The following is a 19759-nucleotide window of genomic DNA, read 5'->3' as shown; positions in this document are numbered from 1 at the left end:
CGGTTGATGGTCACGTTCCGGGTGGGCGGGCTGTTTAATGCTGCCATGGGCCGAATCGCCGGCGTCACCGCCGCCGAGACTCGTCAACGGTTGTTGCGCGCCGCCGCAGAGGCGTTCGCCGAGCGCGGGTACGACGGCACCCGCGTCGCCGACATCGCCGCCGCCGCCGGGGTGAGCAACGGCGCGCTGTACGCGCACTTCGGCTCCAAGGCCGAGCTGCTGGTGGCGGCGCTGCGCGCGCACGGGCGGCGGCGGCTGGCCGACCTGTTCGCCGCCGACCCCGACCGGCCCGTCCCCGATCTGCTCCTGGAGATCGGACGGTGGCTGCCGCAGCGTCGTGACGCCCCCGGCTACCTCATCGTCGAGGCACTCGTCGCCGCCCGCCGGGACGAGGACGTCGCCCGGCCCATGCGCGACTACGTCGGCGAGAGCGCCGGTTCGATGGCCGCGCTGGCCCGCCTCGCCCAGGACCGGGGGGAGCTGGACCCGGCGCTGTCGCCCGCCGCGCTGGCCCACTTCTGCCTGTTGTTGTCCATGGGCAGCGCCCTGGTCACCTCCGACCTGCACGCCGTTGACGACGACGAGTGGGCGGCCCTGCTCGCCCGCGTCGTCGGCGCGCTCACGACCTCCTCCCGAACCGCCCCCACCCCGAACGGAGCACCGTCATGAACGTGCGCATCGACCCTGGGCGCTGCCAGGGGCACGGTCGCTGCTACGACCTCGCGCCCACCCTGTTCGGCGAGGACGCCGAGGGTTACGGGGAGGTGCTGGGCGACGGCGCCGTACCGCCGGGCGAGGAGCAGGCGGCCCGCCTGGCCGCGGCCAACTGCCCGGAACGCGCGGTCGAACTCTCCTGACCCGCCGCCTCCCGGCCTCCCGGTTCGGCGGGCCCCGGCTCATACGCCGCCGCGGCCTCCACCGCCGCGACGATCAGGGGCCAGGTGCTCGACAGGGGGTCGATCAGGCTGAAGTGGCCGGCGTCCGCCGGTTCGACCAGGACGGCCGACGTCTCGCCCGCCGCCATGCGGCGGCTCATCGACACCGGCAGCACGCGGTCCCTGACGCCGTGCACCAGCACCAGCGGTCCCCGGTCGTGGGGCAGCAGGCGCATCGGGTCCACCTCGTCCAGCAGGTCGGCGCGGTCGTGGAGCAGGGCGCGGGCCGCGCCGCCGCCGAGCCCCGCCGTGAACGCCTCGCCCAGGTCGCAGACGGCGGCCAGGCCCACCACGCCGTTGACCGCCGGTTCGGCGTGCCAGCGGGAGCCGGGCGGCAGACGGTGCCGCAGCGCCGACCAGAGCGCGAGGTGACCGCCCGCGGAGTGGCCCACCAGCAGCACCCCGGACGGGCACTCCGCCCGTACGAGGTCCAGCGCGGCGGCCACGTCGTCGAACGTGCCCGGGTGGCCGCCGCCCTCCTGGCCCACCCTGCGGTACTCGGGCAGCCAGACGGTGTGACCGAGCGCGGCCAGGGCGGCGGCCATGGGACGGGTGTGGCTCCTGTCGTACTCGGCCAGCCAGTAGCCGCCGTGCAGCAGGACGAGGGGCGGGCGGCCGGTGCCCTCGTAGACGTCGATCACCTGGTCGGGGTGGCGGTCGCCGTAGCGGAGCACGCGGTCGGGCGGGCGTACCGGCCGGGACAGCAGGTCGTAGTAGGACATGTCGTGATCGTAGGAGCGCGTCCAGAGGCTTGACCTGGGGTTGCGCTGGCAGGAACGTGCCGTGGGGCGGCAGCAAGAAGACGGTCCGCGTACCGCCGCCGGGCGCCTCGCGCCGCGACCATGGGGGAGTGACGTCCCAGGGAAGCGAGGTTCCGGCCATGTCCCCAATCCGCCGTGTCGTGGTGATCGGCTGTGGGTTGATCGGCACGTCCGTGGCGTGCGCGCTGCGGCGGGCGGGCGTGCGGGTCGAGCTGGCCGACCACGACCCGTGGGCGCTGGCGCAGGCCGCGCGGATGGGCGCGGGCACGGCGCTGCGGACCGGTGCGGGCCCGGCCGACGTCGTCGTGATCGCCACGCCGCCCTCGTCGGTGGCCGCCGTCCTGCGTGAGGCGCAGGACCGCGAGCTGGGGACGGTCTACACGGACGTGGCCAGCGCCAAGACGCGGATCCTCGCCGAGGCCGAGCGGAACGGCTGCGACCTGGCCCGCTACGTGCCCGGCCATCCGATGGCCGGGCGGGAGGTGTCCGGGCCCGGAGCGGCGCGGGCGGGCCTGTTCGAGGGCAGGACGTGGGCGCTGTGCCCCCATCCGGCGCTGTCGCCGCGCGCGCTGCGCACGGCGGCGGCGCTGGCGACCGCGTGCGGGGCCGAGGTGACGCTGCTCGCGCCGGACGCCCACGACCGGGCCGTCGCGGCGGTGTCGCACGTGCCGCTGGTCCTGTCGGCCGCGCTCGCCGCCCGCTTCGCGACCGGCGACCCGGACGGGCCCGCCGACCCGATCCCGGGCGGCGACGTGGACGGGCTCGCCGGTGCGGCGATGGGCGGTGACGTGGATGGGCTCGCCGATGCGGCCCCGGGCGGGGACGGGTTGGCGCTGGCCGCCGGGGCGTTGCGGGACGTGACGCGGGTGGCCGGCAGCCCCGCCGGCATGTGGCGGGACATCCTGGCGCACAACGCGGCCCCGGTGGCCGACCTGCTGGACGCGATGGGCCGCGACCTGGGCCGCGTCGCCGCCGCCCTGCGCGCCGCCGACGACGGCCCGGTGGCCGACGTGCTGGCCAGAGGGAACGAGGGGCACGCGCGCATCGTCCGCGCGTTGTCACGGACGCGGGAACCGCAACGGGCCGCGTCCTGACCTCGGACGGCGACGCAGGTGCGCACGTGGGGACAAGCGCCCGCCGCCCCCGCGCCTTATGGTCCCCCCAAGGGAGCCTCAGGGGAGGGTGGGCGACGTGGATCCGGCGGACGTCGACAGGCACGTCACCGACATCTGGAACACGGTGCTCGACGTCGGCGCGGACGAGGCCGACGCCACCTTCGGCGAGCTCGGCGGCACGGCGCTCGCGGCGCTGCGGATGGCCGCCCAGATCCACGACCGGCTCGGCGTGGCCGTCGAACTGGCCGCGCTGCTGCGCGACGGGACGCTGGACGCGCTGCTCGGCCAGGTCAGGGCCAGGGCACTCTCGGAGATGTAGCCGCCCGGGAGCCGTTGCGACAATCACTTGCAGACCTTGAGAAGGGACGGCCCATGACCGGCGAACTCAGCCTCTCCGAGCTCCGGGAGAAGGTCGGCGACATCTGGTACGAGGTGCTCGACGTGCCCGAGGGGCTGGAGGCGGCGACGTTCTCCGACCTCGAAGGGGAGTTCGCGGCCGCGGCGCGGATGGTCGGGCGGATCAAGGAGGAGCTGGGCGTCTCCATCGACGTCGGCGACGTCTTCGACGCGGACCCCAACCTGGAGGCGCTGGTCGAACGCGTCGCCCTGGACGCGCACGTGCCGATGTCGGTGTAGGCGCCGCGATCTCACCCGGGTTCCCGCGGGGCGTCGGGGACCCGGGCTTCCGCATGCTCCGGGATTCCCGGAAGGTCAGGCCGGGAGCGGGCCGAGGTGGTCCGCCTCGGCGGGGAGGGCGGCGTCGTCCAGGGCCCGCGCGCAGTCGCACGTACGGGTGCGCGGCAGCCGGGCCACGGTCGCCACCACCAGCGCCCGCAGCCGGTCCAGACCCTCGTGGAAGATCGTGAAGAGCTCGTCCCGGCGTGCGCCCGAGCCCACGCCGAGCCCGGCGTCCAGGTCCGTCACCAGCGCGACCGGCACGTAGCACAGGGCCAGCTCGCGGGCGAGCGCCGCCTCCGGGCAGCCGGTCATGTCCACCAGCGACCAGCCCTGCGCGGCGTACCACTGCGACTCGGCCCGGCTGGACAGGCGCGGGCCCTCGATCACCACCATCGTCCCGCCGTCCACGCAGTCCTGGCCGGTCGCCGCCGCGGCGTCGAGCACCGTCTCCCGGCCCACCGGGCAGTACGGGTCCGCGAACGGCACGTGCACCGCCGCGTCGTCGAAGTACGTCTGCGCCCGTCCGGAGGTCCGGTCCACGAGCTGGTCGGGCACCGCCAGCACGCCGGGTCCCAGCTCGGGCCGGAGCGAGCCGACCGCGCACGGCGCGAGGATCTGGCGCACGCCCACCGAGTGCAGCGCCCACAGGTTGGCCCGGTAGTTGATGCGGTGCGGCGGCCGGCGGTGGTCGCGTCCGTGGCGGGGCAGGAAGGCGACCGTGCGGCCGCCTACCCGGGCGAGCGAGAGCGGAGCCGACGGCTCGCCGTACGGGGTGGTGAGCGCGACCTCCCGGACGCCGTCGGCGACCGAGGAGAACCCGCTCCCGCCGATGATCCCGATCTCCGCGCTGATTCCGTTCATGATCAGCCTTTCGTCGCCGGGGCGGCCGGGACCCGGCGTGGGTGATCCGCCCGACAGAAGGGCGATCCGGGCATCAGGAGCATCGTGGCTCCGCCGGAGCGTACGAGGCATCTCCTGAATTGCCCGACCGGCCCCGATGGCGCACAGGGAAAGAACCCGGCACGCCCGGCCGTGGTTATTCTCGGAACGAACATTCGCCGCGCAGGTCATCGGAGAAGAATGCTCGACGCGAATCTTGGATGATCTGTGTCCGGGAAATTCGAGTTTTCCCGCCGCCAAGATGTGGAGCCGTCCCATGCCCAAAGTGATTCGCGTGCCGCGGCCGAAGAAACCGCGTCCGCCCGTGACCGCACTCGACCTGCGCACCCCTTCGGGGCGCCGGCTGCCCTACTAGGAGGCGTCGGTGTCACGTCGTTTGTTCACCTCCGAATCGGTCACCGAAGGCCACCCCGACAAGATCGCCGACAGGATCAGCGACAGCATCCTGGACGCCCTGCTGGCCAAGGACCCCGGCAGCCGCGTCGCGGTCGAGACGCTGATCACCACGGGCATGGTGCACGTCGCGGGCGAGGTCACCACGCAGACGTACGTGGACATCCCCGGCCTGGTCAGGGAGACGATCCTGAAGATCGGCTACGACGCCTCCCAGAAGGGCTTCGACGGGGCCTCCTGCGGCGTGTCGGTGTCGATCGGCACCCAGTCGCCCGACATCGCCCGCGGCGTGGACGACGCCTGCGAGCACCGCGACGAGGACGCCGCCGACGAGCTGGACCGGCAGGGCGCCGGCGACCAGGGCCTGATGTTCGGCTACGCGTGCGAGGAGACGCCCGAGCTGATGCCGCTGCCGATCATGCTGGCCCACCGGCTGGCCCGGCGGCTGGCGGAGGTCCGCAGGGCCGGGACGGTGCCGTACCTGAGGCCGGACGGCAAGACCCAGGTCACCGTCGAGTACGAGGGCGACCGGCCGGTCCGCCTGGACACCGTCGTGCTGTCCACCCAGCACGCCGCCCACGTCGGGCTGACCGACATGCTGGCCCCCGACGTCACGCGCGAGGTCGTCGAGCCGGTGCTGGCCGATGCGGGGATCGACACGACCGGCTACCGGCTGCTGGTCAACCCCACGGGCCGGTTCGAGGTCGGCGGCCCGATGGGCGACGCGGGCCTGACCGGACGCAAGATCATCATCGACACGTACGGCGGCATGGCCCGGCACGGCGGCGGCGCGTTCTCCGGCAAGGACCCCTCCAAGGTGGACCGGTCGGGCGCCTACGCCATGCGCTGGGTGGCCAAGAACGTGGTCGCCGCCGGGCTGGCCGGGCGGTGCGAGGTCCAGGTGGCGTACGCGATCGGCAAGGCGCGGCCGGTGGGCCTGTTCGTGGAGTGCTTCGGCACCGAGCGGGTGCCCAGGGAGCGGGTGCACGACGCCGTTCGCGAGGTGTTCGACCTGCGGCCGGCCGCGATCATCCGGGACCTGGACCTGCTGCGTCCCGTCTACGCGGAGACCTCCGCCTACGGGCACTTCGGCCGCGACGAGTTCACGTGGGAGCGGGTGAACCGGACGGAGGAACTGCGTGCCGCGGCCGGGCTCTGACCGTGGACCCGGCAGGCGTCCGGGAAAAAGGAAAATGGCTGGAAACGGCGGCGGGAAGTCAGCTTCCTGCCGCCGTTCCGCATTTCCGGGGCCGCCGTCCGCGGCACATCATGGAGACAGCCTCAAAAAGTTGAGAGAAATTCGGAGGTCGCCGTGCCGGTCGTTTCAGAAATCGAGCCCTATCCGATGCCGGACGCCGCCGAGCTGCCGCCCGCCGCGGTCACCTGGACGCCCGACCGCCGCCGGGCCGTCCTGCTGCTGGTGGACCTGCAGCACGCCTGCCTCGACCTCTTCCCGTCCGGCGAGGCGCCGCTGACCGACCTGGTGCGCAACGTGACGGCGCTGCGCGAGCTGTGCGCGCGCCTCGGCGTCCCCGTGGCCTACGCGGCCCAGCCGGGACTGCTGACCGGCGAGCAGCAGGGGCTGGCCAAGGACTTCTGGCGGCGCAGTGACCGGCTGGAACCCGCCCGGCGCGGCTTCCCCGAGCCGATGGCGCCGGGGCCGGGCGACTGGATCTTCACCCGGCGGCGCTACAGCGCCTTCCACGAGACGAGCCTGCTGTGGTGGCTGCGCGAGTCGGGACGCGACCAGCTCCTCATCGCCGGGGTCTACGCCCACATCGGCGTCCTGACCACCGCGCTGGACGCCTTCACCCACGACATCCAGCCGTACGTGGTGGCCGACGCCGTCGCCGACCTCACCGCCGCCGACCACCGGCGGACGCTCGGCTACGTCGCGGGCCGCTGCGGCGTCACCCTGACGACCAAGCAACTGCTCGCCGGCCTGCCGCGCAATTTGTGAGTTGTCAGGCGCGGGATCGCAACGGACACTGAACTCGCGATCTCCCGGAGCAGGCACACCCGAAGGGGACCGAAGACCATCCACCGGCGACCTCGCCATGCCGGGACGACGCGCGACCGACGATCCCGGAAGCCGAGGTTCCGCATGGCCACCCACACGGTGTCGCAGTCCGCCGGCCTGTTGACCGCGCTCAACACCCGGTACCACAAGTCCGCCCTCACCCTCTACCTCGTCGTGGTGCTGGCCCACTGGGCCGAGCACGTCGCCCAGGCCATCCAGGTCTACGTGCTGGGCTGGCCGCTGAAGGAGGCGCGCGGCGTCCTCGGCATGCCCTTCCCCTGGCTGGTCAGCTCCGAGTGGATGCACTACGGTTACGCGCTGCTGATGCTCATCGGCCTGCTCATGCTGCGGTCCGGTTTCACCGGCAGGTCCCGTACGTGGTGGAACATCTCCCTGGGCATCCAGATCTGGCACCACCTGGAGCACCTGCTGCTGCTCCTCCAGGCGCTCACCGGGAACAACCTGATGGGCCGTCCGGTGCCGACGAGCATCATCCAGCTCCTCGTCCCGCGCATGGAGCTGCACCTGTTCTACAACGGGCTGGTCTTCGTGCCCATGGTGGTGGCCATGCTCCTGCACCGCGGCCCCCGCCCGGCCGAGCGGGCGGCCATGCGCTGCTCCTGCGCGGTCTCGCCCGCGTGATGGCGCGCTCCGGGCGCCGCGGGGTCTCCCCGGCCTTCTCGTTCGTGCTCAGCCTGATGGCGGGTTTCCTGCTGTTCCTGACCGTGCCGAACCTCGGCACGGTCGTCCGCGCTGCCCGCGCCGACGGCGCGCCCGGGGTGTTCGTGCCGCGCACGCTGGCCTGTATCACGCATCCGGGGCACGAGTCCTGCGTCTGGACGGGGGACTTCCGCTCCGACGACGGCGCCGTCCGCCGCTCGGACGTCGAGATCTACGGCAGCGACCGCTACACCCACCAGGCCGGGCAGCCGGTCCGCGCGGTGGACATCGGCTCCGGCGGCCGCGTCTACGGGCCGGGCGGGTCGAACGAGTGGGTCTTCAGCGCCCTGCTCCTGGCCGTGGCGCTGGGCCTGCTGTGGTTCCTGCACGCCGGGTCGCTGCGGCGGCTGCTGCCCGGCTCCTCGCGGCCCGGGCTGGCACCGGGTCCCGAGGACGCCGCCCGCTCAGAGGCGGCCGGCGACGGCGTCGGACAGCACAGCGGCGAGCGGGCCGGGCGCTGAGACCATCGGCCAGCAGCCGGTGTCCAGCGTGTGGAAGTCCCAGGACGGTGCCGCGCGCAGCGCGGACACGTCGGGGGACAGACTGCCCTGGAAGTGGTCCAGGGCGCACACGACGTAGCTGGCCCGCTGCCGCTCCAGCGGCGTGCTGAGCACGGCCGCCTCGGCCACGGTGCGGCCGGGGTGGCCGACGAAGCGGGCGGCCAGCCAGCGCGCCTGCGCCGCCGTGAGGCCCTGTCCCTCGGCCAGCAACGTGTGGTCGGGGGCGGGCCAGCGGCCCCCGCCGGCCTCGATCAGGCGCAGCTCCTGCTCCCGTTGCCGGTCGGGGAAGGCGTGCAGCATCGAACGGCCGTCGTGCGGCAGGGACGCCTCGACGTACACGGTGTGCGCGACGCGGCCCGGCGCCCGGTCGGCGACCTGGCCGGCCACCAGCCCCGAGTAGCTGTGCCCGACGAGCACGACGTCGCGCAGGCCCTCGTTCTTCAGCAGGGTCAGCACCTCGTCCACGTGCGTCTGCAGGCCGACGCCCGCGACGTCGCCGCGCGGCCCGGACAGGCCGCGCAGGGTGACGGCGCGGGCGTCGTGCCCGAGCAGGCGCAGCCGCCGGACGACGGGCTCCCAGATCCACGCGCCCGACCAGGAGCCCGGCAGGAGGAGGAAGGTCCTTCTCATCTGGATCGTCCTCCTCGTCACGCGACGCCGGCCAGCGGCCCCGGCAGGGGGCCACGTGCGAAGTCTGCCCGCGCGGCGGGCAGGTGGAACTCCACCGCCTCGACCGGACGGCTGGTGATCACCGCGACCGCGGCGACGTAGCCGCGGCCGGGCGACAGGACGCGGAACCGCAGGTTCTCCGGCGGGATGTCCAGCGGCCAGCTCAGCAGGGCCGGGTCGTCGGCCGGACCGCTCACCGCCACCTCCGTCGGAGGCACCCGCAGGCCGTGCCCGGTGGCCTTGAGCGCCGCCTCCTTGCGCACCCAGACCTTCGCGAACGCCTCGTACCTGTCCTCCTGGGGGAAGGCCTCCAGGACGGCCAGCTCGGCCTCGGTGAGCGCGCAGCGGGCCAGGTCGTCCACCGGGTCGGCGGGCACGGCCTCCACGTCCACCCCCAGCGGCCCCTCGGTCGTCACGGCCACCGCGACCCGGTCCTCGGAGTGCGAGACCGACACGTGCAGCGGGAATCCGGGTGCCCTGACCTGCGGCTTGCCGTGGTACCTGGTGCAGTCGGGGCACGACCGGTTCACCACGACGTCCTCGGGACGGATCCCGAGCTGCACGGCGCTCGCGGTGCGCAGCAGCCACGAGCCGGTCAGGAACCGCCTGCGGTCGGGCTCGCGACGGAAGCGCGCGGCCCGTTCCAGTTCGGGCTCGCTGAGCACCGACAGCAGGGTCCCCTCCGGATGGTCGCGCGGCCCGGCCCACCAGACCTGGCACTCTCCCGGCGCCACCACAGATGCGATCACTGGTCTTCCTCCCTTGCGGCTGTGCTGCTGTGGGACAGGACGCGGCAGGCCACCAGCTCCCACCGGTCCACCTCGGGGTTGGCGAGGGTCCGGGTCACCTCGGCGCGCACCTGCGCGCTCGTCAGGGGCTCGTCCACGCGCATCCGGATGACGATGTCCCCGCCGGCCTGGGTGAGGTCCTTGTGCCAGCGGCCCGGCAGGAGCGCCATGATGCGGATCCCGTCGATCGGGGAGCCGAGGATCGGCAGCCCGCGGACCTGGCGCATCGTCACCTGGATCAGCATGGCTTCCTCGTCGCCGTGCGGCGTGAAGGGGCGAACATGGGGTCTCATCTCCGTCTCGTCTGCCTGAGGTCTGTCTCTCGTACCTCCACTGTGGGATCCGACAGGGGCGCGATCCAGGGCGGGAGACGTCAGGAAGCTGCAGGCCGGCGCCGCATGCTGTCACCGGGCCCGCCCCTGGTCCTAGGTCCAAGGTCCCGGGCCACGGAGACCGGACGGCCGATCCCGCGGACCGCGGCGGGCGGCATAGTCGTCCGGGAGACGGCGCGGAACACCTGGGGGAGGGGCGATGAACGGACCGGACGGCCCGAGCCCGGGCGCCGCCCACCCCAGTGCCCTCAGGGGGTGTGCCAACAAGTGTCCGCCGGTTCCGGTGCAGCCATGACAGGCCACCGGACCCCGTACGGACGAAAGGCACATCCATGTCCATCACCCGCTCCCCGGCCCGCATCCGGCGGCCGGGGTGGAGACTCGCGCTGCTCGCGCTGGGGCATCTGATCATCAGTCTCGACTTCACCATCATCTATGTGGCCCTGCCGGACATCGCCTCCGATGTCGGCTTCACGCCGCACACCCTGCAATGGGTGGTCACCGCGTACGCCGTCCTCTACGGAGGTTTCCTGCTGTTCGGCGGGCGCCTGTCCGACCTGGCCGGACGCCGGCGGATGTTCGTGCTCGGCATGGTGCTGTACGGTGTGGCCTCCTTGCTGGGCGGCCTGGCCACGGCGCCGGCGGCGCTGCTCGCCGGGCGCGCCCTGCAGGGCCTGGCCGGCGCGGTGCTGTTCCCGGCGGTGCTGGCCCTGGTCAACACCGCCTTCGCCGAGGGCAGGGAGCGCAACCGCGCGCTGACGGTCTGGGCCATGGCGGGCGCCGGCGGGCTCACCGCGGGCGCGCTGGCCGGCGGGGTGCTCACCCAGGCCCTGGGCTGGCAGGCCGTGTTCTACGTCAACGTCCCGCTGACCGCCGTGGGCGTCGTCGGCGCCTTCGCCCTGCTGCCCCCCGACGGCCGCGCCACCCGGGGCGGCGTGGACGTGCCCGGAACGCTCACCGGCACCGCCGGCATCACGCTGCTGATCTTCGCGGTCGCGCACGGCTCGGAAGCGGGCTGGGCGCGGGCCGAGACGGTCGCGGCGGCCGTGCTCGCGGTGGCCCTGGTGGCGGTGTTCCTGCGCGTCCAGGCCCGCGGCCGGACGCCGCTGATGCCGCTGCGGCTGTTCCGCAACCGGGCGCTCAGCGGCGCGGTCGTGGTCATCCTCGTCTTCGGCCTGACGATGCAGGCCGTGCCGTACTTCCTGACCCTGTACCTCCAGGACGTCCTCGGCTTCAACGCCCTGGAGACCGGCCTCGCGTTCCTCGGCCCGACCCTGTCGATCACGGCCGGCAACTTCCTCAGCGAGCGGCTGGTCCACGGGCTCGGCACCCGCGGCACGCTGATCGCCGGCATCGTCGTCAACGCCGTGGGCGCCGTGCTCCTGGCCCCCGGCATGCAGGGGGACGGCTCGCTCCTCACCGTCCTGCCCGGGGTCGTCGTCATCGGACTGGGCATGGGCATCACGTACGAGGCCATGTGGATCGCGGCCGGCACCGGCGTCCCGGCGGACGAACAGGGCCTGGCCTCCGGGGTGGCCTCCACCGCGCTGCAGGTGGGCACCGCGGCGGGCCTGGCGGTCCTGGTGGCCGTCGCCAACCACGGCATCGAAGGGCTCGCGGGGCAGGCCCTGCGCGACGCCTCCGCCCAGGGGATGCGCGCGGCGGTCCTCGTCCTGGGCGCCGTCATGCTGACGGGCGTCCTGGCCGCACTCAGGCTTCCCGGCCCGCGCACCCGGACGGCCGCGCCCGTCCCCTGCTCCGACCAGGGGAACTGACGGGAAGCCCTACAAGGGAAGGTTGCCGTGTTTGCGGGGCGCCACGTGCTTGCGCTTGTCGCGCAGCATGGCCAGGCCGCGCGCCACCGCCGACCTCGTCTCCACCGGGTCGATCACGGCGTCGACCAGGCCGCGCTCGGCCGTGTACGCCGGATGCACCAGCTCGCGGGTGTACTGCTCCAGCAGCTCGGCCCGCCGGGCGGCGGGGTCGGCCGCCGCGGCCAGCTCCTTGCGGTGGATGATGTTGACCGCGCCCTCGGCACCCATCACCGCGATCTCGTTGGTCGGCCAGGCCAGTGACAGGTCGGTGCCGATCGAGCGGGAGTCCATCACGATGTACGCCCCGCCGTACGCCTTCCTGACAATGACCTGGACGCGCGGCACGGTCGCCTCGCAGTAGGCGTACAGCAGCTTGGCGCCGTGCCGGATGACGCCCGCGTGCTCCTGCTCCTTGCCCGGCAGGAAGCCCGGCACGTCCACGAGCGTGACCAGGGGGATGGAGAAGGCGTCGCAGAACCTGACGAACCTGGCCGCCTTCTCCGCGGCCGACACGTCCAGGACGCCGGCCAGGACCGTCGGCTGGTTGCCCACCACGCCGACGACCTGGCCGTCGATCCGGGCCAGCGCGCAGATCACGTTGGGCGCCCAGCTCTGGTGCAGTTCGAGGTAGTCGCCGTCGTCCACCACCTCGGCGATGACCAGCCGCATGTCGTAGGGCTTGTTCGGCTCCACCGGCACGATCTCGGCCAGCCGGGGCCGGGCGTCGCCGGCCGCGCCGCGCGCGGGCAGCGCGGGCGGGCGGCTCAGGTTGTTGCCCGGCAGCATGGAGACCAGGTCGCGCACCGCGGCCAGGCAGCTCTCCTCGTCGTCGTGCACGAACGTGGCCAGCCCCGACCGGGTGGCGTGCACCTGCGCGCCGCCCAGCTCGGCGTGCGTGATGCGCTCGCCGGTGACCGCCTCCACCACGTCCGGGCCGGTCAGGTAGAGCTGGGCGGTGTCGCGCACCATGAACGTGAAGTCGGCCAGCGCCGTCGAGTAGGCCGCCCCGCCCGCGCACGGCCCGAGCACGACGGCGATCTGCGGGATGACGCCCGAGGCCTGCACGTTGCGCTGGAAGATGCCGCCGTAGCCGTTGAGCGACAGCACGCCCTCCTGGATGCGGGCCCCGCCGCTGTCGTTGAGCCCGATGAACGGCGACCCGCTGGACAACGCCAGGTCCATCACCTTGTGGATCTTCTGCGCGTGCGCCTCGCCGAGCGAGCCGCCGAAGACGGTGAAGTCCTGGGCGTAGACGAAGACGCGGCGGCCGTCGATGGTGCCGGATCCTGCCACGACGCCGTCGGTGTGCGGCCGCTGGGCCTCCATGCCGAGCCCCTGGGCCCGGTGCCGCCGGAACATCTCGATCTCCAGGAACGAGCCCTCGTCCAGCAGCAGGTCGAGCCGTTCGCGCGCGGTGCGCTTGCCGAGCGAGTGCTGCCGCTCCACGGCCTGCGGGCGGCCGCGCGCGACGTCCGCGCGCGCGTCGGCGAGTTCTTCGCGCAGGCGGTCCATGGGCGAGGGCGGCGCTTCCTGGAGGACCTCGGGGGAGATGGTCATCGCTTCCTCCTCGGACTCTTCCGGTACGTCCAGTTAAAGATCGATGACCGGTTCATGTCACCTCCTGCAGTGCTTGACCGCGCCGGACGTGGCAGGAAGCGGAAACGCCCTGCAGCTTGCTGCCTCGCCGAAGCCTGGTTCACGGCCTCGCCGCCGCGCAAAGTGGGAAGTGCAAGGGAAACAGTGAGACGGACCGCAGAGAAAGGCAGTGAAATGACGAACGACATTGTTGCCAAGAGGATTTCCCAGTGGATTATCGCGATTGTCTCCGGGATGCTCGTCTGGGCCGTGGGCGCCACCGCCGCGCAGGCCGCCACCGCCGCCGCTGACACGGTCGCGGTGCAGGCCGAGGGCAACACCTGGCCCGCGCCGGCCGGCCCCGACGGCAACACCTGGCCGCTTCCCACCCCGCTTCCCTCCCCGCAGGGCAACACCTGGCCGTAAAGAGCCCCGACACCGGAAAGGAATTGACCGTACATTTCTCCGAGGAGGTCTGCCGAAGGAAAAAGACCGGGTAAACGACGAGAACCCCCGCGACCGGGACGCGGGGGTTCTCGTCGTTCTCGCGGGCCCACGCCACCGGCCGGACGCCGACCCGAGCCCACGCCGGCCCGCCACTTCTAAAGCCGATCCATCCGGCGGAGGCCGGATGTCACCGGCCTTCCGTGAGCAGCTCCGCCAGGTGGTCCGCGAACTCGGTCAGCCGGTCCAGGCGGGCGCCGCCCCGGGCGATGCGGAAGCCGTGGCGGCGCCCCCAGAACGCGGCCTGGACGGCGTGGAACTGGGCCCAGCGCCGGGCCCGCTCGCGATCGACCTCCGCGGCCTCGGCGAAGACGTCCAGGACGCGGTGGACCGCCTTGCCCAGGTCGTCCGCTTCGAGGAGCGTGAGCGCGCGGGACTTGAGCAGCGTGCCGCCGTCGTAGGCGGGGTCTCCCGCGTACCCCTTGGGGTCGACGGCCAGCCAGGGCTCACGATCGGCCCGCAGCACGTTCCTGGCGTGCAGATCGCCGTGGACGAGCAGGTCCGGCTGGACGCGGCCCAGCTCCCGGACGGTCGCCACGGCGGCGTCCACCGCGTGACGCGGCGGTGCGGCGCCGCGCCCGCCCCACGCCGCGAACGCGTCCGGTTCGTGGACGTTGCCGGGATGCGGGAACGACACCTTCAGCACGGCGGCCTCCCCGGCCCGCCGTCGCACCGGGACGACGATCCCGACCCCTCCGTGCAGGACCTCGCCGTCCGGCACGCATCCCCAGCGGTCCAGCAGCTCGCCGGCGATGCCGGGCAGTTCGGCCAGCCACGCCGCTCCGGGCTCTCCCTCACGCTCGACGGTGGCCCGCGCGAACGCCTCCGGTATCTCGATCATCCGGGACACGATGCCACCTGCCGAGGGGCCAGGTCGCCGGAAGCGACGGGGAGAACGGGATCAGATCCAGTTCTCCTCCTTGGCGCGCAGCGCGGCCTGGAAGCGGTTGACCGCGCCGAGCCTGGCCATGAGGTCGGCGACGTAACGCCGGTACGTGCGCACCGAGATGTCCAGCTCGCGGGCGGCGATCTCGTCCTTGTCGGCCGTGGCCATGACCGCCAGCACCCGCTGCTCCATCTTCGACAGCGTCGGCTCCTCGCCGGGCGGGTCGAGGTGGTCGGCCAGCGGCACGGCCGCCTTCCACAGGCCCTCGAAGTAGATGACGAGCTGGGAGATCAGGCCGGGCTCGCGGACCAGCAGCGCGCCCGTGGAGTGCGCCTTGGGGTCGATCGGCACGACGGCCACGCTGCGGTCGTACATGAGCATGCGGTCCATCGGCTGGTCGGTGACGCGGATCTCGGCGCCCAGGTGCGCCAGCTCGCGCAGGTAGGACACCATGCGCTGGTCCTCCAGCGCCTTGGGATGGAAGATCTCGCGCAGGGCCAGGCCGCGCCGCAGCGACCGCGTGTCCAGCGGCAGCGCCGACTCGATCATCACCTCGTTGAACGGGCCGCCCGGGTGCAGGCAGAGCGTCTCCTTGTAGGAGAAGAAGGCCAGGTCGTCCAGGCGCTGGCGGACCCGCGCGCCGCTCTCGACCCGCTCGATGTCCAGCACCGCATTGGAGCGGTCGCCCTCCCGCTTGTCCTCCAGGAAGCTGGAGATGGCGTCGCGGGCGCCGAACACCCGGCGGATCTCCGCGTTCAGCTCCTCCAGACGCTGCTCGACCAGGCGCTCGATGGCGACCCGCGGCTCGGTCGCGGTGACCCGGTGGCGGTCGTTCAGGTCGAGCATGGCGAGCCGGTCGAGCGTCTCCACCGCCGACTCCACCGTCTCGGGATCGAGGTCGAGCGCCTCGGGCACCGAGCCGACGCTCTCGCCCCGATGGCGCAGGAAGTAGCGGTAGACCGCCTCCGCTTCGGGGGTGACTCCAATGACGGACAGATCCACGCCCCACCTCCCGGGGGTCGGCGGCCGGAGCTTCAGTTCCATTATCGGAATCCAGGCGGCCGGCACTCCTCGCAGGTTGCGCTTTCCCGGCGGAGGTCAGGGCACGGGACAGGGCAGCACGGTGGCCCCGGACGCCGCCCGGTAGCACAGAGCCCCCGGGCAGAGCACCTTGATCACCTCGCCGCGGTCGCCGTCCGCCCGCACGGCGACGGGCTCGTGCCCGAACCGGCGCGCGGCGATCTCCGGCCAGCCGGACGGACGCAGCCCGCTCACCTCGTCGACCAGCCGGGGATCGGCGTCGACGGCCAGCCGCTCCAGATGGGCGGCATAGTCGGCCTCCCGCTCCCACACGGCGAACCGGCGCAGGCAGTCGGGCAGCTCCAGCGTGCTCCACGGCTGCGCCTTGGCCGCCATCGCGCGCAGGAACGCCTCGCACACGGCCGACTTCACCGTACGGCCGGCCGCCGCGGCCAGCGTCGCGCCCTCGCCGCCGACGGTCACCAGGGCGACCCGGAGATCGGGCACCGACAACACGAACGCCGACATCCGCAGCCCCAGCCCCGCGGCCGCGGCCGTCACGCCGGGCGGCAGCAGGCGCTCCAGCGCGCCGGAGACCCGCAGCAGCGGCTCGCGCGGCGCGGCCCACCAGCGTGCCACCACGTCGTGGGCGACCACCTCGGCGATCGCCTCCGGCACGCCGCTGTCCACCACGCCGCTCGTGGCCGGCTCGACCAGGCATTCGTGCCCGCCCGTCCACACGACCTCGACGGGCAGCCGGTAGCGCCGCCCGCTGAGCAGGCCGGTGCCGGGCACGTGCAGCCTGAGGCTCGCGGGCGGGTCGGCGACGAAGTCCGACAGGCGCAGCTCCGTCCCCGTCCACGCGGCCTGGCGCCCGTCGCCGGGCAGCCGGCGCAGGCGGCGCAGGGCGGCGAGCCGCGCCAGGGCCCGCGCCCTGCTCTGGGCCTCGTAGCCGGAGAAGCCGGCGACGACGACGGCCAGCTCGTCCCGCGGCGATTCGGCACAGGCCAGATGGACGGTGCCACCTAGGGAGTCGGCCATCGGAACGGCCGTCTCACCGGTCGCCTCACCGGTCGTCTCCGTCACCGGCCACGAGCCCGCGGGCGTGGATGCCATCGCTTCTCCTCCGCAGCGCGACGGCCGTCGCGGCCGCCGCACCATCAGTACACGCGTGGCCGGACGAGCCCGTCAACGCTCCGGCAGCCATCCCGCAATCCGGGAGAAACCGTCAGCAAGCTGCCACGTCTGCCAGCTTGCTGACGCCGCCGGACCCCCTGCGCGCCTCGCTCACCCGGCACCGTGGAAGACGCAACCAGCCCGCGAGCAGAGCAGCGAGAAGGCCTGTCATGGACTCTTTCAACATCGCCGCACGATTCCTCGACCGCGCCGACGGCGCCAGGACCGCGCTCGTCACCCGCCAGGGCCGCGTGGACTACGCCACGCTGCGCGCCCTGGCCGACCGCGCCGGCAACGCGCTGCGCGAGCTCGGCGTACGCCGGGGCGACCGGGTGCTCATCGCCGCCGACGACAGCGTGGAGTCGGTCGCCACCTGGTACGGCGCCCAGAAGATCGGCGCGGTCACCGCCGAGGTCTACACGTTCCTGCGGCCCAAGGACTACCGCTACTTCGCCGGCTACGCCCGTCCGCGGCTGGTGGTGGCGGGGCCGTCCGCGCTGGAGAGCCTGCGCGCGGCGGGGCTGACCGGCCTGCTCGTCACCGGCGTGCCGCGCCACCTGCTGCGCCCCGGCGAGCACCACTTCGACACCCTGGTCGCCGCGCAGGAGGCCCGGCTGGACGCGGTGCCGGTCGCCGCCGAGGACGTGGCGCTGTGGAAGTTCACCACCGGCAGCACCGGCGCGCCGCGCGCCTGCGTGCTGCCCGCCAGGAGCCCGCACGTCAGCTTCGACTCCTACGCCCGCGGCGTGCTGGACCTGCGCCCGGACGACGTGGTCCTGCCCGTGCCCAAGTTGTTCTTCGGCTACGCCCGCGACCTGACCGCCCTGTTCCCCTTCGGCGTCGGCGCGACCGGCGTGATCTTCCCCGAGCGCAGCCGGGTCGAGACGATCTTCGAGCTGATCGCCGAGCACCGGCCCACGGTCCTGGTGAACGTGCCCACGATGATGAGCGCCATGCTGGCCCACCCCGACGCCGCCCGGCAGGACCTGAGCAGCCTGCGGCTGTGCACGTCGGCGGGCGAGGCGCTGCCGCCCGAACTGCACCGCCGCTGGAGCGACACCTTCGGCGTGGAGGTCGTGGACGGGCTCGGCTCCTCCGAGGCGTACCACATCTTCCTGTCCAACCGCCCGGGACGGGTGCGGCCCGGCACACTCGGCCAGGTCGTCCCCGGCTACCGCGCCCGCGTCGTGGACCCCGACGGGCGGGAGGTCCCCGACGGCGGCACCGGACGGCTGGAGGTCAGCGGCGACGCCGTCGCGCTGGAGTACTGGCAGGACCCGGAGCGGACCGCCCGCACGTTCGTGGGCGACCGGACCGTGCGCTCGGGCGACCTGGTCACCAGGGACGCCGACGGCTACTTCCGCTACCAGGGACGGGCCGACGACCTGCTGAAGGTCGGCGGGTCCTGGGTCGCGCCCGCCGAGATCGAGAACTGCCTGCGCGAGCACCCGGCCGTGGTCGAGTGCGCGGTCGTCGGGTACCGGCTGCGCGGGCTGACCCGGCCGCACGCGTACGTGGTGGCGTCGGCGGAGGTGGAGGCGGCCGAGCTGAAGGCGTTCGTCCGGGCCCGGCTGGCCGCCCAGAAGTTCCCCCGGAAGATCACGTTCGTGGAGCGCCTGCCGCAGACGGCCTCGGGCAAGGTGGACCGCCGCGCGCTGGAGGTCGGGGCGTGAGAAGCGGGCGCGCCCGGGACTGGGGGAGTTCCGGACGGGCGCGCCCGCGGTTCGGGAAGCCCTGCTCAGACGCCGGCGCGGGCGAACTGGCCGGGACGCCGGCCGGCGCCCGCCGGCCCGCGGTAGGCCTGCGCGAGGTCCAGCCAGCGGTCGGCCTCGGCGCCGGTCGCCGTGACCGCCAGGTCGGCGCGGTGCCGCCGCCTGGTCACCAGCAGGCAGAAGTCCTCGGCCGGGCCGCTGACCCGCTGGGCGGCGTCCTCGGGGCCGTAGGCCCACACCTCGCCGGAGGGGCCGGTGATCTCGAAGCGGAACTCCTCGGCCGGCGGGGTCAGCCCGCGCGACAGGTAGCCGAAGTCCCGGGTGAGCACGGCGAAGACGACCAGGTGCCGGAGCCGGTCGGTGCGCTCCAGCCGGACGCCGAGCGCGTCGGCGACGTCCTGCCCGTGCGCGAAGGTCTCCATGATGCCCGCGCACGCCAGCACGATCGGCGGCAGCGGGTTGACCAGCCACGGCACGACCTGGCCCGCGGGCACGGCGGCCAGACCCGCGTGCACCTCGGACCGTCCGGCCCGCCACTTGGCCAGCAGCGTGTCCGGCGAGTCGTTCTCGAACGCCTTGAGCGCGGCGTTCACCGCGCCGTCGAAGTTCTTCTCCGCGCCGGCCGTCATGGCCTTGAACGCCTCGGCGTCGGTGGCGGCGGCGGTGGCCAGCCGGAAGATGAAGGCCAGGTGGGCGATCTGGTCGGAGATCGTCCAGCCGGGCGCGGGGGTGGGCAGCTTCCACTGCTGGGCGTCCAGGCCCGACACCAGCGCGTCGAGCTGGTCGCCGTCGGCCGCCAGGTCGTCGAGCACTACCTCTAGCTCGGTCACGTCCTCGTTCCTTTCAGTCGGCTGTCGATACGGTCGGAAGCGGGGTGCCGGGCCGGGCGGCGGGCGGGGCGCACCAGGCGCCGGTCCGGCGGGCGGCGGTCATGGCCGCCCAGGAGACGACCTCGACGAGCGCGGCCCCGGCAGGCGCGGCCGAGTCCGGCGGCGCGGCCCGGAACTCGTCGACCACCCGCCGGTCCACCTGGTGGGAGGCCAGCGCGGTCAGCAGCGCGAGCCGGGCGGCCGGGCGCTGCGCGGGCGGCAGCGCGGCGGCGGCCTCCGCGGCCCAGCCGTTGCCGGGGCCCGGCGGGACGCCGTCCCAGCCGGACACCCGCTCGGCGACCAGCTCGCGGACCGGGTCGGGCAGCCGCCGCGCGCCGCCCGCCTCGTTCGCCGCCGCGGGCCGGGCGAACGCCGCGCCGCGCCGGGGGTCG

The 19759-nt window shown here is 73.7% G+C and carries 21 protein-coding genes and 2 pseudogenes; 12 read left to right on the top strand and 11 right to left on the bottom strand.

Annotated elements, in window-relative coordinates:
• Positions 1-45: 45 nt before the first annotated feature.
• Positions 46-669 (top strand): TetR/AcrR family transcriptional regulator, encoded by a 624-nt coding sequence (locus ABZ815_RS49305; RefSeq protein ID WP_357709461.1) that lies wholly within the window; start codon positions 46-48, stop codon positions 667-669.
• Positions 666-788: pseudogene (locus ABZ815_RS49300) on the top strand (ferredoxin); the annotation flags it as partial. The gene ABZ815_RS49305 and the pseudogene ABZ815_RS49300, both read left to right, overlap by 4 nt.
• On the opposite strand, the gene ABZ815_RS49295 reads toward ABZ815_RS49300, so the two are convergent.
• Positions 755-1657, bottom strand: coding sequence for an alpha/beta hydrolase (locus tag ABZ815_RS49295; RefSeq protein ID WP_357709458.1), 903 nt, complete (start codon positions 1655-1657; stop codon positions 755-757). The pseudogene ABZ815_RS49300 and the gene ABZ815_RS49295 overlap by 34 nt on opposite strands.
• A 158-nt stretch (positions 1658-1815) precedes the next feature.
• Between ABZ815_RS49295 and ABZ815_RS49290 the strand changes: the two genes are divergently transcribed.
• The 3 genes from ABZ815_RS49290 (at position 1816) to ABZ815_RS49280 (ending at position 3447) form a co-directional block, all read left to right on the top strand.
• A complete protein-coding gene (locus ABZ815_RS49290; protein WP_357709455.1) occupies positions 1816-2790 on the top strand; it encodes a prephenate dehydrogenase/arogenate dehydrogenase family protein in 975 nt (324 codons plus the stop codon).
• 97 nt (positions 2791-2887) lie between these two features.
• Complete coding sequence (locus ABZ815_RS49285) at positions 2888-3130, top strand: phosphopantetheine-binding protein (RefSeq protein ID WP_357709452.1); 243 nt, start codon at positions 2888-2890, stop codon at positions 3128-3130.
• Between the two features lie 53 nt (positions 3131-3183).
• On the top strand, positions 3184-3447 hold the full coding sequence (locus tag ABZ815_RS49280; protein ID WP_357709449.1) for a phosphopantetheine-binding protein: 264 nt from the start codon (positions 3184-3186) through the stop codon (positions 3445-3447).
• Between the two features lie 75 nt (positions 3448-3522).
• On the opposite strand, the gene ABZ815_RS49275 is transcribed toward ABZ815_RS49280, so the two are convergent.
• Complete coding sequence (locus ABZ815_RS49275; RefSeq protein WP_357709446.1) at positions 3523-4350, bottom strand: S-methyl-5'-thioadenosine phosphorylase; 828 nt, start codon at positions 4348-4350, stop codon at positions 3523-3525.
• A gap of 403 nt (positions 4351-4753) precedes the next feature.
• Here ABZ815_RS49275 and metK point away from each other — a divergent pair, with 403 nt between their 5' ends.
• The 4 genes from metK to ABZ815_RS49255 all read left to right on the top strand — a co-directional run bounded on the left by metK (position 4754) and on the right by ABZ815_RS49255 (position 7983).
• Positions 4754-5941, top strand: a complete 1188-nt coding sequence (gene metK, locus ABZ815_RS49270; protein ID WP_357709444.1) for a methionine adenosyltransferase — start codon at positions 4754-4756, stop codon at positions 5939-5941.
• A gap of 153 nt (positions 5942-6094) precedes the next feature.
• Positions 6095-6742, top strand: coding sequence for an isochorismatase family protein (locus ABZ815_RS49265; protein WP_357709441.1), 648 nt, complete (start codon positions 6095-6097; stop codon positions 6740-6742).
• Between the two features lie 144 nt (positions 6743-6886).
• Positions 6887-7444, top strand: coding sequence for a hypothetical protein (locus ABZ815_RS49260; RefSeq protein ID WP_357709438.1), 558 nt, complete (start codon positions 6887-6889; stop codon positions 7442-7444).
• Complete coding sequence (locus ABZ815_RS49255; RefSeq protein WP_357709435.1) at positions 7441-7983, top strand: hypothetical protein; 543 nt, start codon at positions 7441-7443, stop codon at positions 7981-7983. The genes ABZ815_RS49260 and ABZ815_RS49255 overlap by 4 nt, the downstream gene beginning before the upstream one ends.
• Here ABZ815_RS49255 and ABZ815_RS49250 read toward each other — a convergent pair.
• Genes ABZ815_RS49250 through ABZ815_RS49240 form a run of 3 tightly spaced genes read right to left on the bottom strand, consistent with a single transcriptional unit; the run spans position 7927 to position 9772 of the window.
• Positions 7927-8652 carry an alpha/beta hydrolase gene (locus ABZ815_RS49250; protein WP_357709432.1) on the bottom strand — a complete coding sequence of 242 codons (726 nt, stop codon included), beginning with the start codon at positions 8650-8652 and terminating at the stop codon, positions 7927-7929. The two genes, ABZ815_RS49255 and ABZ815_RS49250, sit on opposite strands and share 57 nt — an antisense overlap.
• 17 nt (positions 8653-8669) lie before the next feature.
• Positions 8670-9440: a 4'-phosphopantetheinyl transferase superfamily protein gene (locus ABZ815_RS49245; protein ID WP_357709429.1), complete on the bottom strand. Its 771-nt coding sequence runs from the start codon at positions 9438-9440 to the stop codon at positions 8670-8672.
• Positions 9437-9772 (bottom strand): hypothetical protein, encoded by a 336-nt coding sequence (locus ABZ815_RS49240; protein ID WP_357709427.1) that lies wholly within the window; start codon positions 9770-9772, stop codon positions 9437-9439. The genes ABZ815_RS49245 and ABZ815_RS49240 overlap by 4 nt, the downstream gene beginning before the upstream one ends.
• A gap of 371 nt (positions 9773-10143) precedes the next feature.
• On the opposite strand from ABZ815_RS49240, the gene ABZ815_RS49235 reads away from it, so the two are divergent.
• Positions 10144-11586, top strand: a complete 1443-nt coding sequence (locus tag ABZ815_RS49235; RefSeq protein WP_357709424.1) for an MFS transporter — start codon at positions 10144-10146, stop codon at positions 11584-11586.
• Positions 11587-11595: 9 nt separating this feature from the next.
• On the opposite strand, the gene ABZ815_RS49230 is transcribed toward ABZ815_RS49235, so the two are convergent.
• Positions 11596-13137, bottom strand: coding sequence for an acyl-CoA carboxylase subunit beta (locus tag ABZ815_RS49230; RefSeq protein WP_357709546.1), 1542 nt, complete (start codon positions 13135-13137; stop codon positions 11596-11598).
• A 318-nt stretch (positions 13138-13455) separates the two neighbouring features.
• On the opposite strand from ABZ815_RS49230, the gene ABZ815_RS49225 reads away from it, so the two are divergent.
• Positions 13456-13626 (top strand): hypothetical protein, encoded by a 171-nt coding sequence (locus ABZ815_RS49225; protein WP_357709421.1) that lies wholly within the window; start codon positions 13456-13458, stop codon positions 13624-13626.
• A gap of 208 nt (positions 13627-13834) precedes the next feature.
• Here the strand turns inward: ABZ815_RS49225 and ABZ815_RS49220 are convergent, their stop codons facing one another.
• The 3 genes from ABZ815_RS49220 to ABZ815_RS49210 form a co-directional block, all read right to left on the bottom strand.
• A complete protein-coding gene (locus tag ABZ815_RS49220; RefSeq protein ID WP_357709418.1) occupies positions 13835-14545 on the bottom strand; it encodes an aminoglycoside phosphotransferase family protein in 711 nt (236 codons plus the stop codon).
• 60 nt (positions 14546-14605) lie between these two features.
• On the bottom strand, positions 14606-15592 hold the full coding sequence (locus ABZ815_RS49215) for a helix-turn-helix transcriptional regulator (RefSeq protein WP_357709415.1): 987 nt from the start codon (positions 15590-15592) through the stop codon (positions 14606-14608).
• Between the two features lie 96 nt (positions 15593-15688).
• The gene (locus ABZ815_RS49210) at positions 15689-16726 is read right to left on the bottom strand and encodes a hypothetical protein (RefSeq protein ID WP_357709412.1); all 1038 of its coding nucleotides are present in this window, start codon (positions 16724-16726) and stop codon (positions 15689-15691) included.
• Positions 16727-16956: 230 nt separating this feature from the next.
• Between ABZ815_RS49210 and ABZ815_RS49205 the strand changes: the two genes are divergently transcribed.
• The gene (locus ABZ815_RS49205; RefSeq protein WP_357709409.1) at positions 16957-18459 is read left to right on the top strand and encodes a benzoate-CoA ligase family protein; all 1503 of its coding nucleotides are present in this window, start codon (positions 16957-16959) and stop codon (positions 18457-18459) included.
• A 65-nt stretch (positions 18460-18524) separates the two neighbouring features.
• Here the strand turns inward: ABZ815_RS49205 and ABZ815_RS49200 are convergent, their stop codons facing one another.
• Both ABZ815_RS49200 and ABZ815_RS49195 read right to left on the bottom strand, forming a co-directional pair.
• Positions 18525-19328, bottom strand: a complete 804-nt coding sequence (locus tag ABZ815_RS49200) for a TIGR03084 family metal-binding protein (RefSeq protein WP_357709406.1) — start codon at positions 19326-19328, stop codon at positions 18525-18527.
• Between the two features lie 13 nt (positions 19329-19341).
• Positions 19342-19759: pseudogene (locus ABZ815_RS49195) on the bottom strand (hypothetical protein); the annotation flags it as partial.

It is taken from the genome of Nonomuraea sp. NPDC047529 (assembly GCF_040642995.1).
Classification (GTDB): domain Bacteria; phylum Actinomycetota; class Actinomycetes; order Streptosporangiales; family Streptosporangiaceae; genus Nonomuraea.
This window is presented reverse-complemented; position numbering and strand designations above follow the sequence as displayed.

What these genes read in the sequence shown, in the direction of transcription:
- ABZ815_RS49305 (WP_357709461.1), top strand. Translation starts at nt 46, where the DNA reads ATGGGCCGAATCGCCGGCGTCACCGCCGCCGAGACTCGTCAACGGTTG.
- ABZ815_RS49295 (WP_357709458.1), bottom strand. Translation starts at nt 1,657, where the DNA reads ATGTCCTACTACGACCTGCTGTCCCGGCCGGTACGCCCGCCCGACCGC.
- ABZ815_RS49290 (WP_357709455.1), top strand. Translation starts at nt 1,816, where the DNA reads ATGTCCCCAATCCGCCGTGTCGTGGTGATCGGCTGTGGGTTGATCGGC.
- ABZ815_RS49280 (WP_357709449.1), top strand. Translation starts at nt 3,184, where the DNA reads ATGACCGGCGAACTCAGCCTCTCCGAGCTCCGGGAGAAGGTCGGCGAC.
- ABZ815_RS49275 (WP_357709446.1), bottom strand. Translation starts at nt 4,350, where the DNA reads ATGAACGGAATCAGCGCGGAGATCGGGATCATCGGCGGGAGCGGGTTC.
- ABZ815_RS49260 (WP_357709438.1), top strand. Translation starts at nt 6,887, where the DNA reads ATGGCCACCCACACGGTGTCGCAGTCCGCCGGCCTGTTGACCGCGCTC.
- ABZ815_RS49250 (WP_357709432.1), bottom strand. Translation starts at nt 8,652, where the DNA reads ATGAGAAGGACCTTCCTCCTCCTGCCGGGCTCCTGGTCGGGCGCGTGG.
- ABZ815_RS49240 (WP_357709427.1), bottom strand. Translation starts at nt 9,772, where the DNA reads ATGAGACCCCATGTTCGCCCCTTCACGCCGCACGGCGACGAGGAAGCC.
- ABZ815_RS49235 (WP_357709424.1), top strand. Translation starts at nt 10,144, where the DNA reads ATGTCCATCACCCGCTCCCCGGCCCGCATCCGGCGGCCGGGGTGGAGA.
- ABZ815_RS49230 (WP_357709546.1), bottom strand. Translation starts at nt 13,137, where the DNA reads ATGGACCGCCTGCGCGAAGAACTCGCCGACGCGCGCGCGGACGTCGCG.
- ABZ815_RS49225 (WP_357709421.1), top strand. Translation starts at nt 13,456, where the DNA reads ATGCTCGTCTGGGCCGTGGGCGCCACCGCCGCGCAGGCCGCCACCGCC.
- ABZ815_RS49220 (WP_357709418.1), bottom strand. Translation starts at nt 14,545, where the DNA reads ATGATCGAGATACCGGAGGCGTTCGCGCGGGCCACCGTCGAGCGTGAG.
- ABZ815_RS49210 (WP_357709412.1), bottom strand. Translation starts at nt 16,726, where the DNA reads ATGGCATCCACGCCCGCGGGCTCGTGGCCGGTGACGGAGACGACCGGT.
- ABZ815_RS49205 (WP_357709409.1), top strand. Translation starts at nt 16,957, where the DNA reads ATGGACTCTTTCAACATCGCCGCACGATTCCTCGACCGCGCCGACGGC.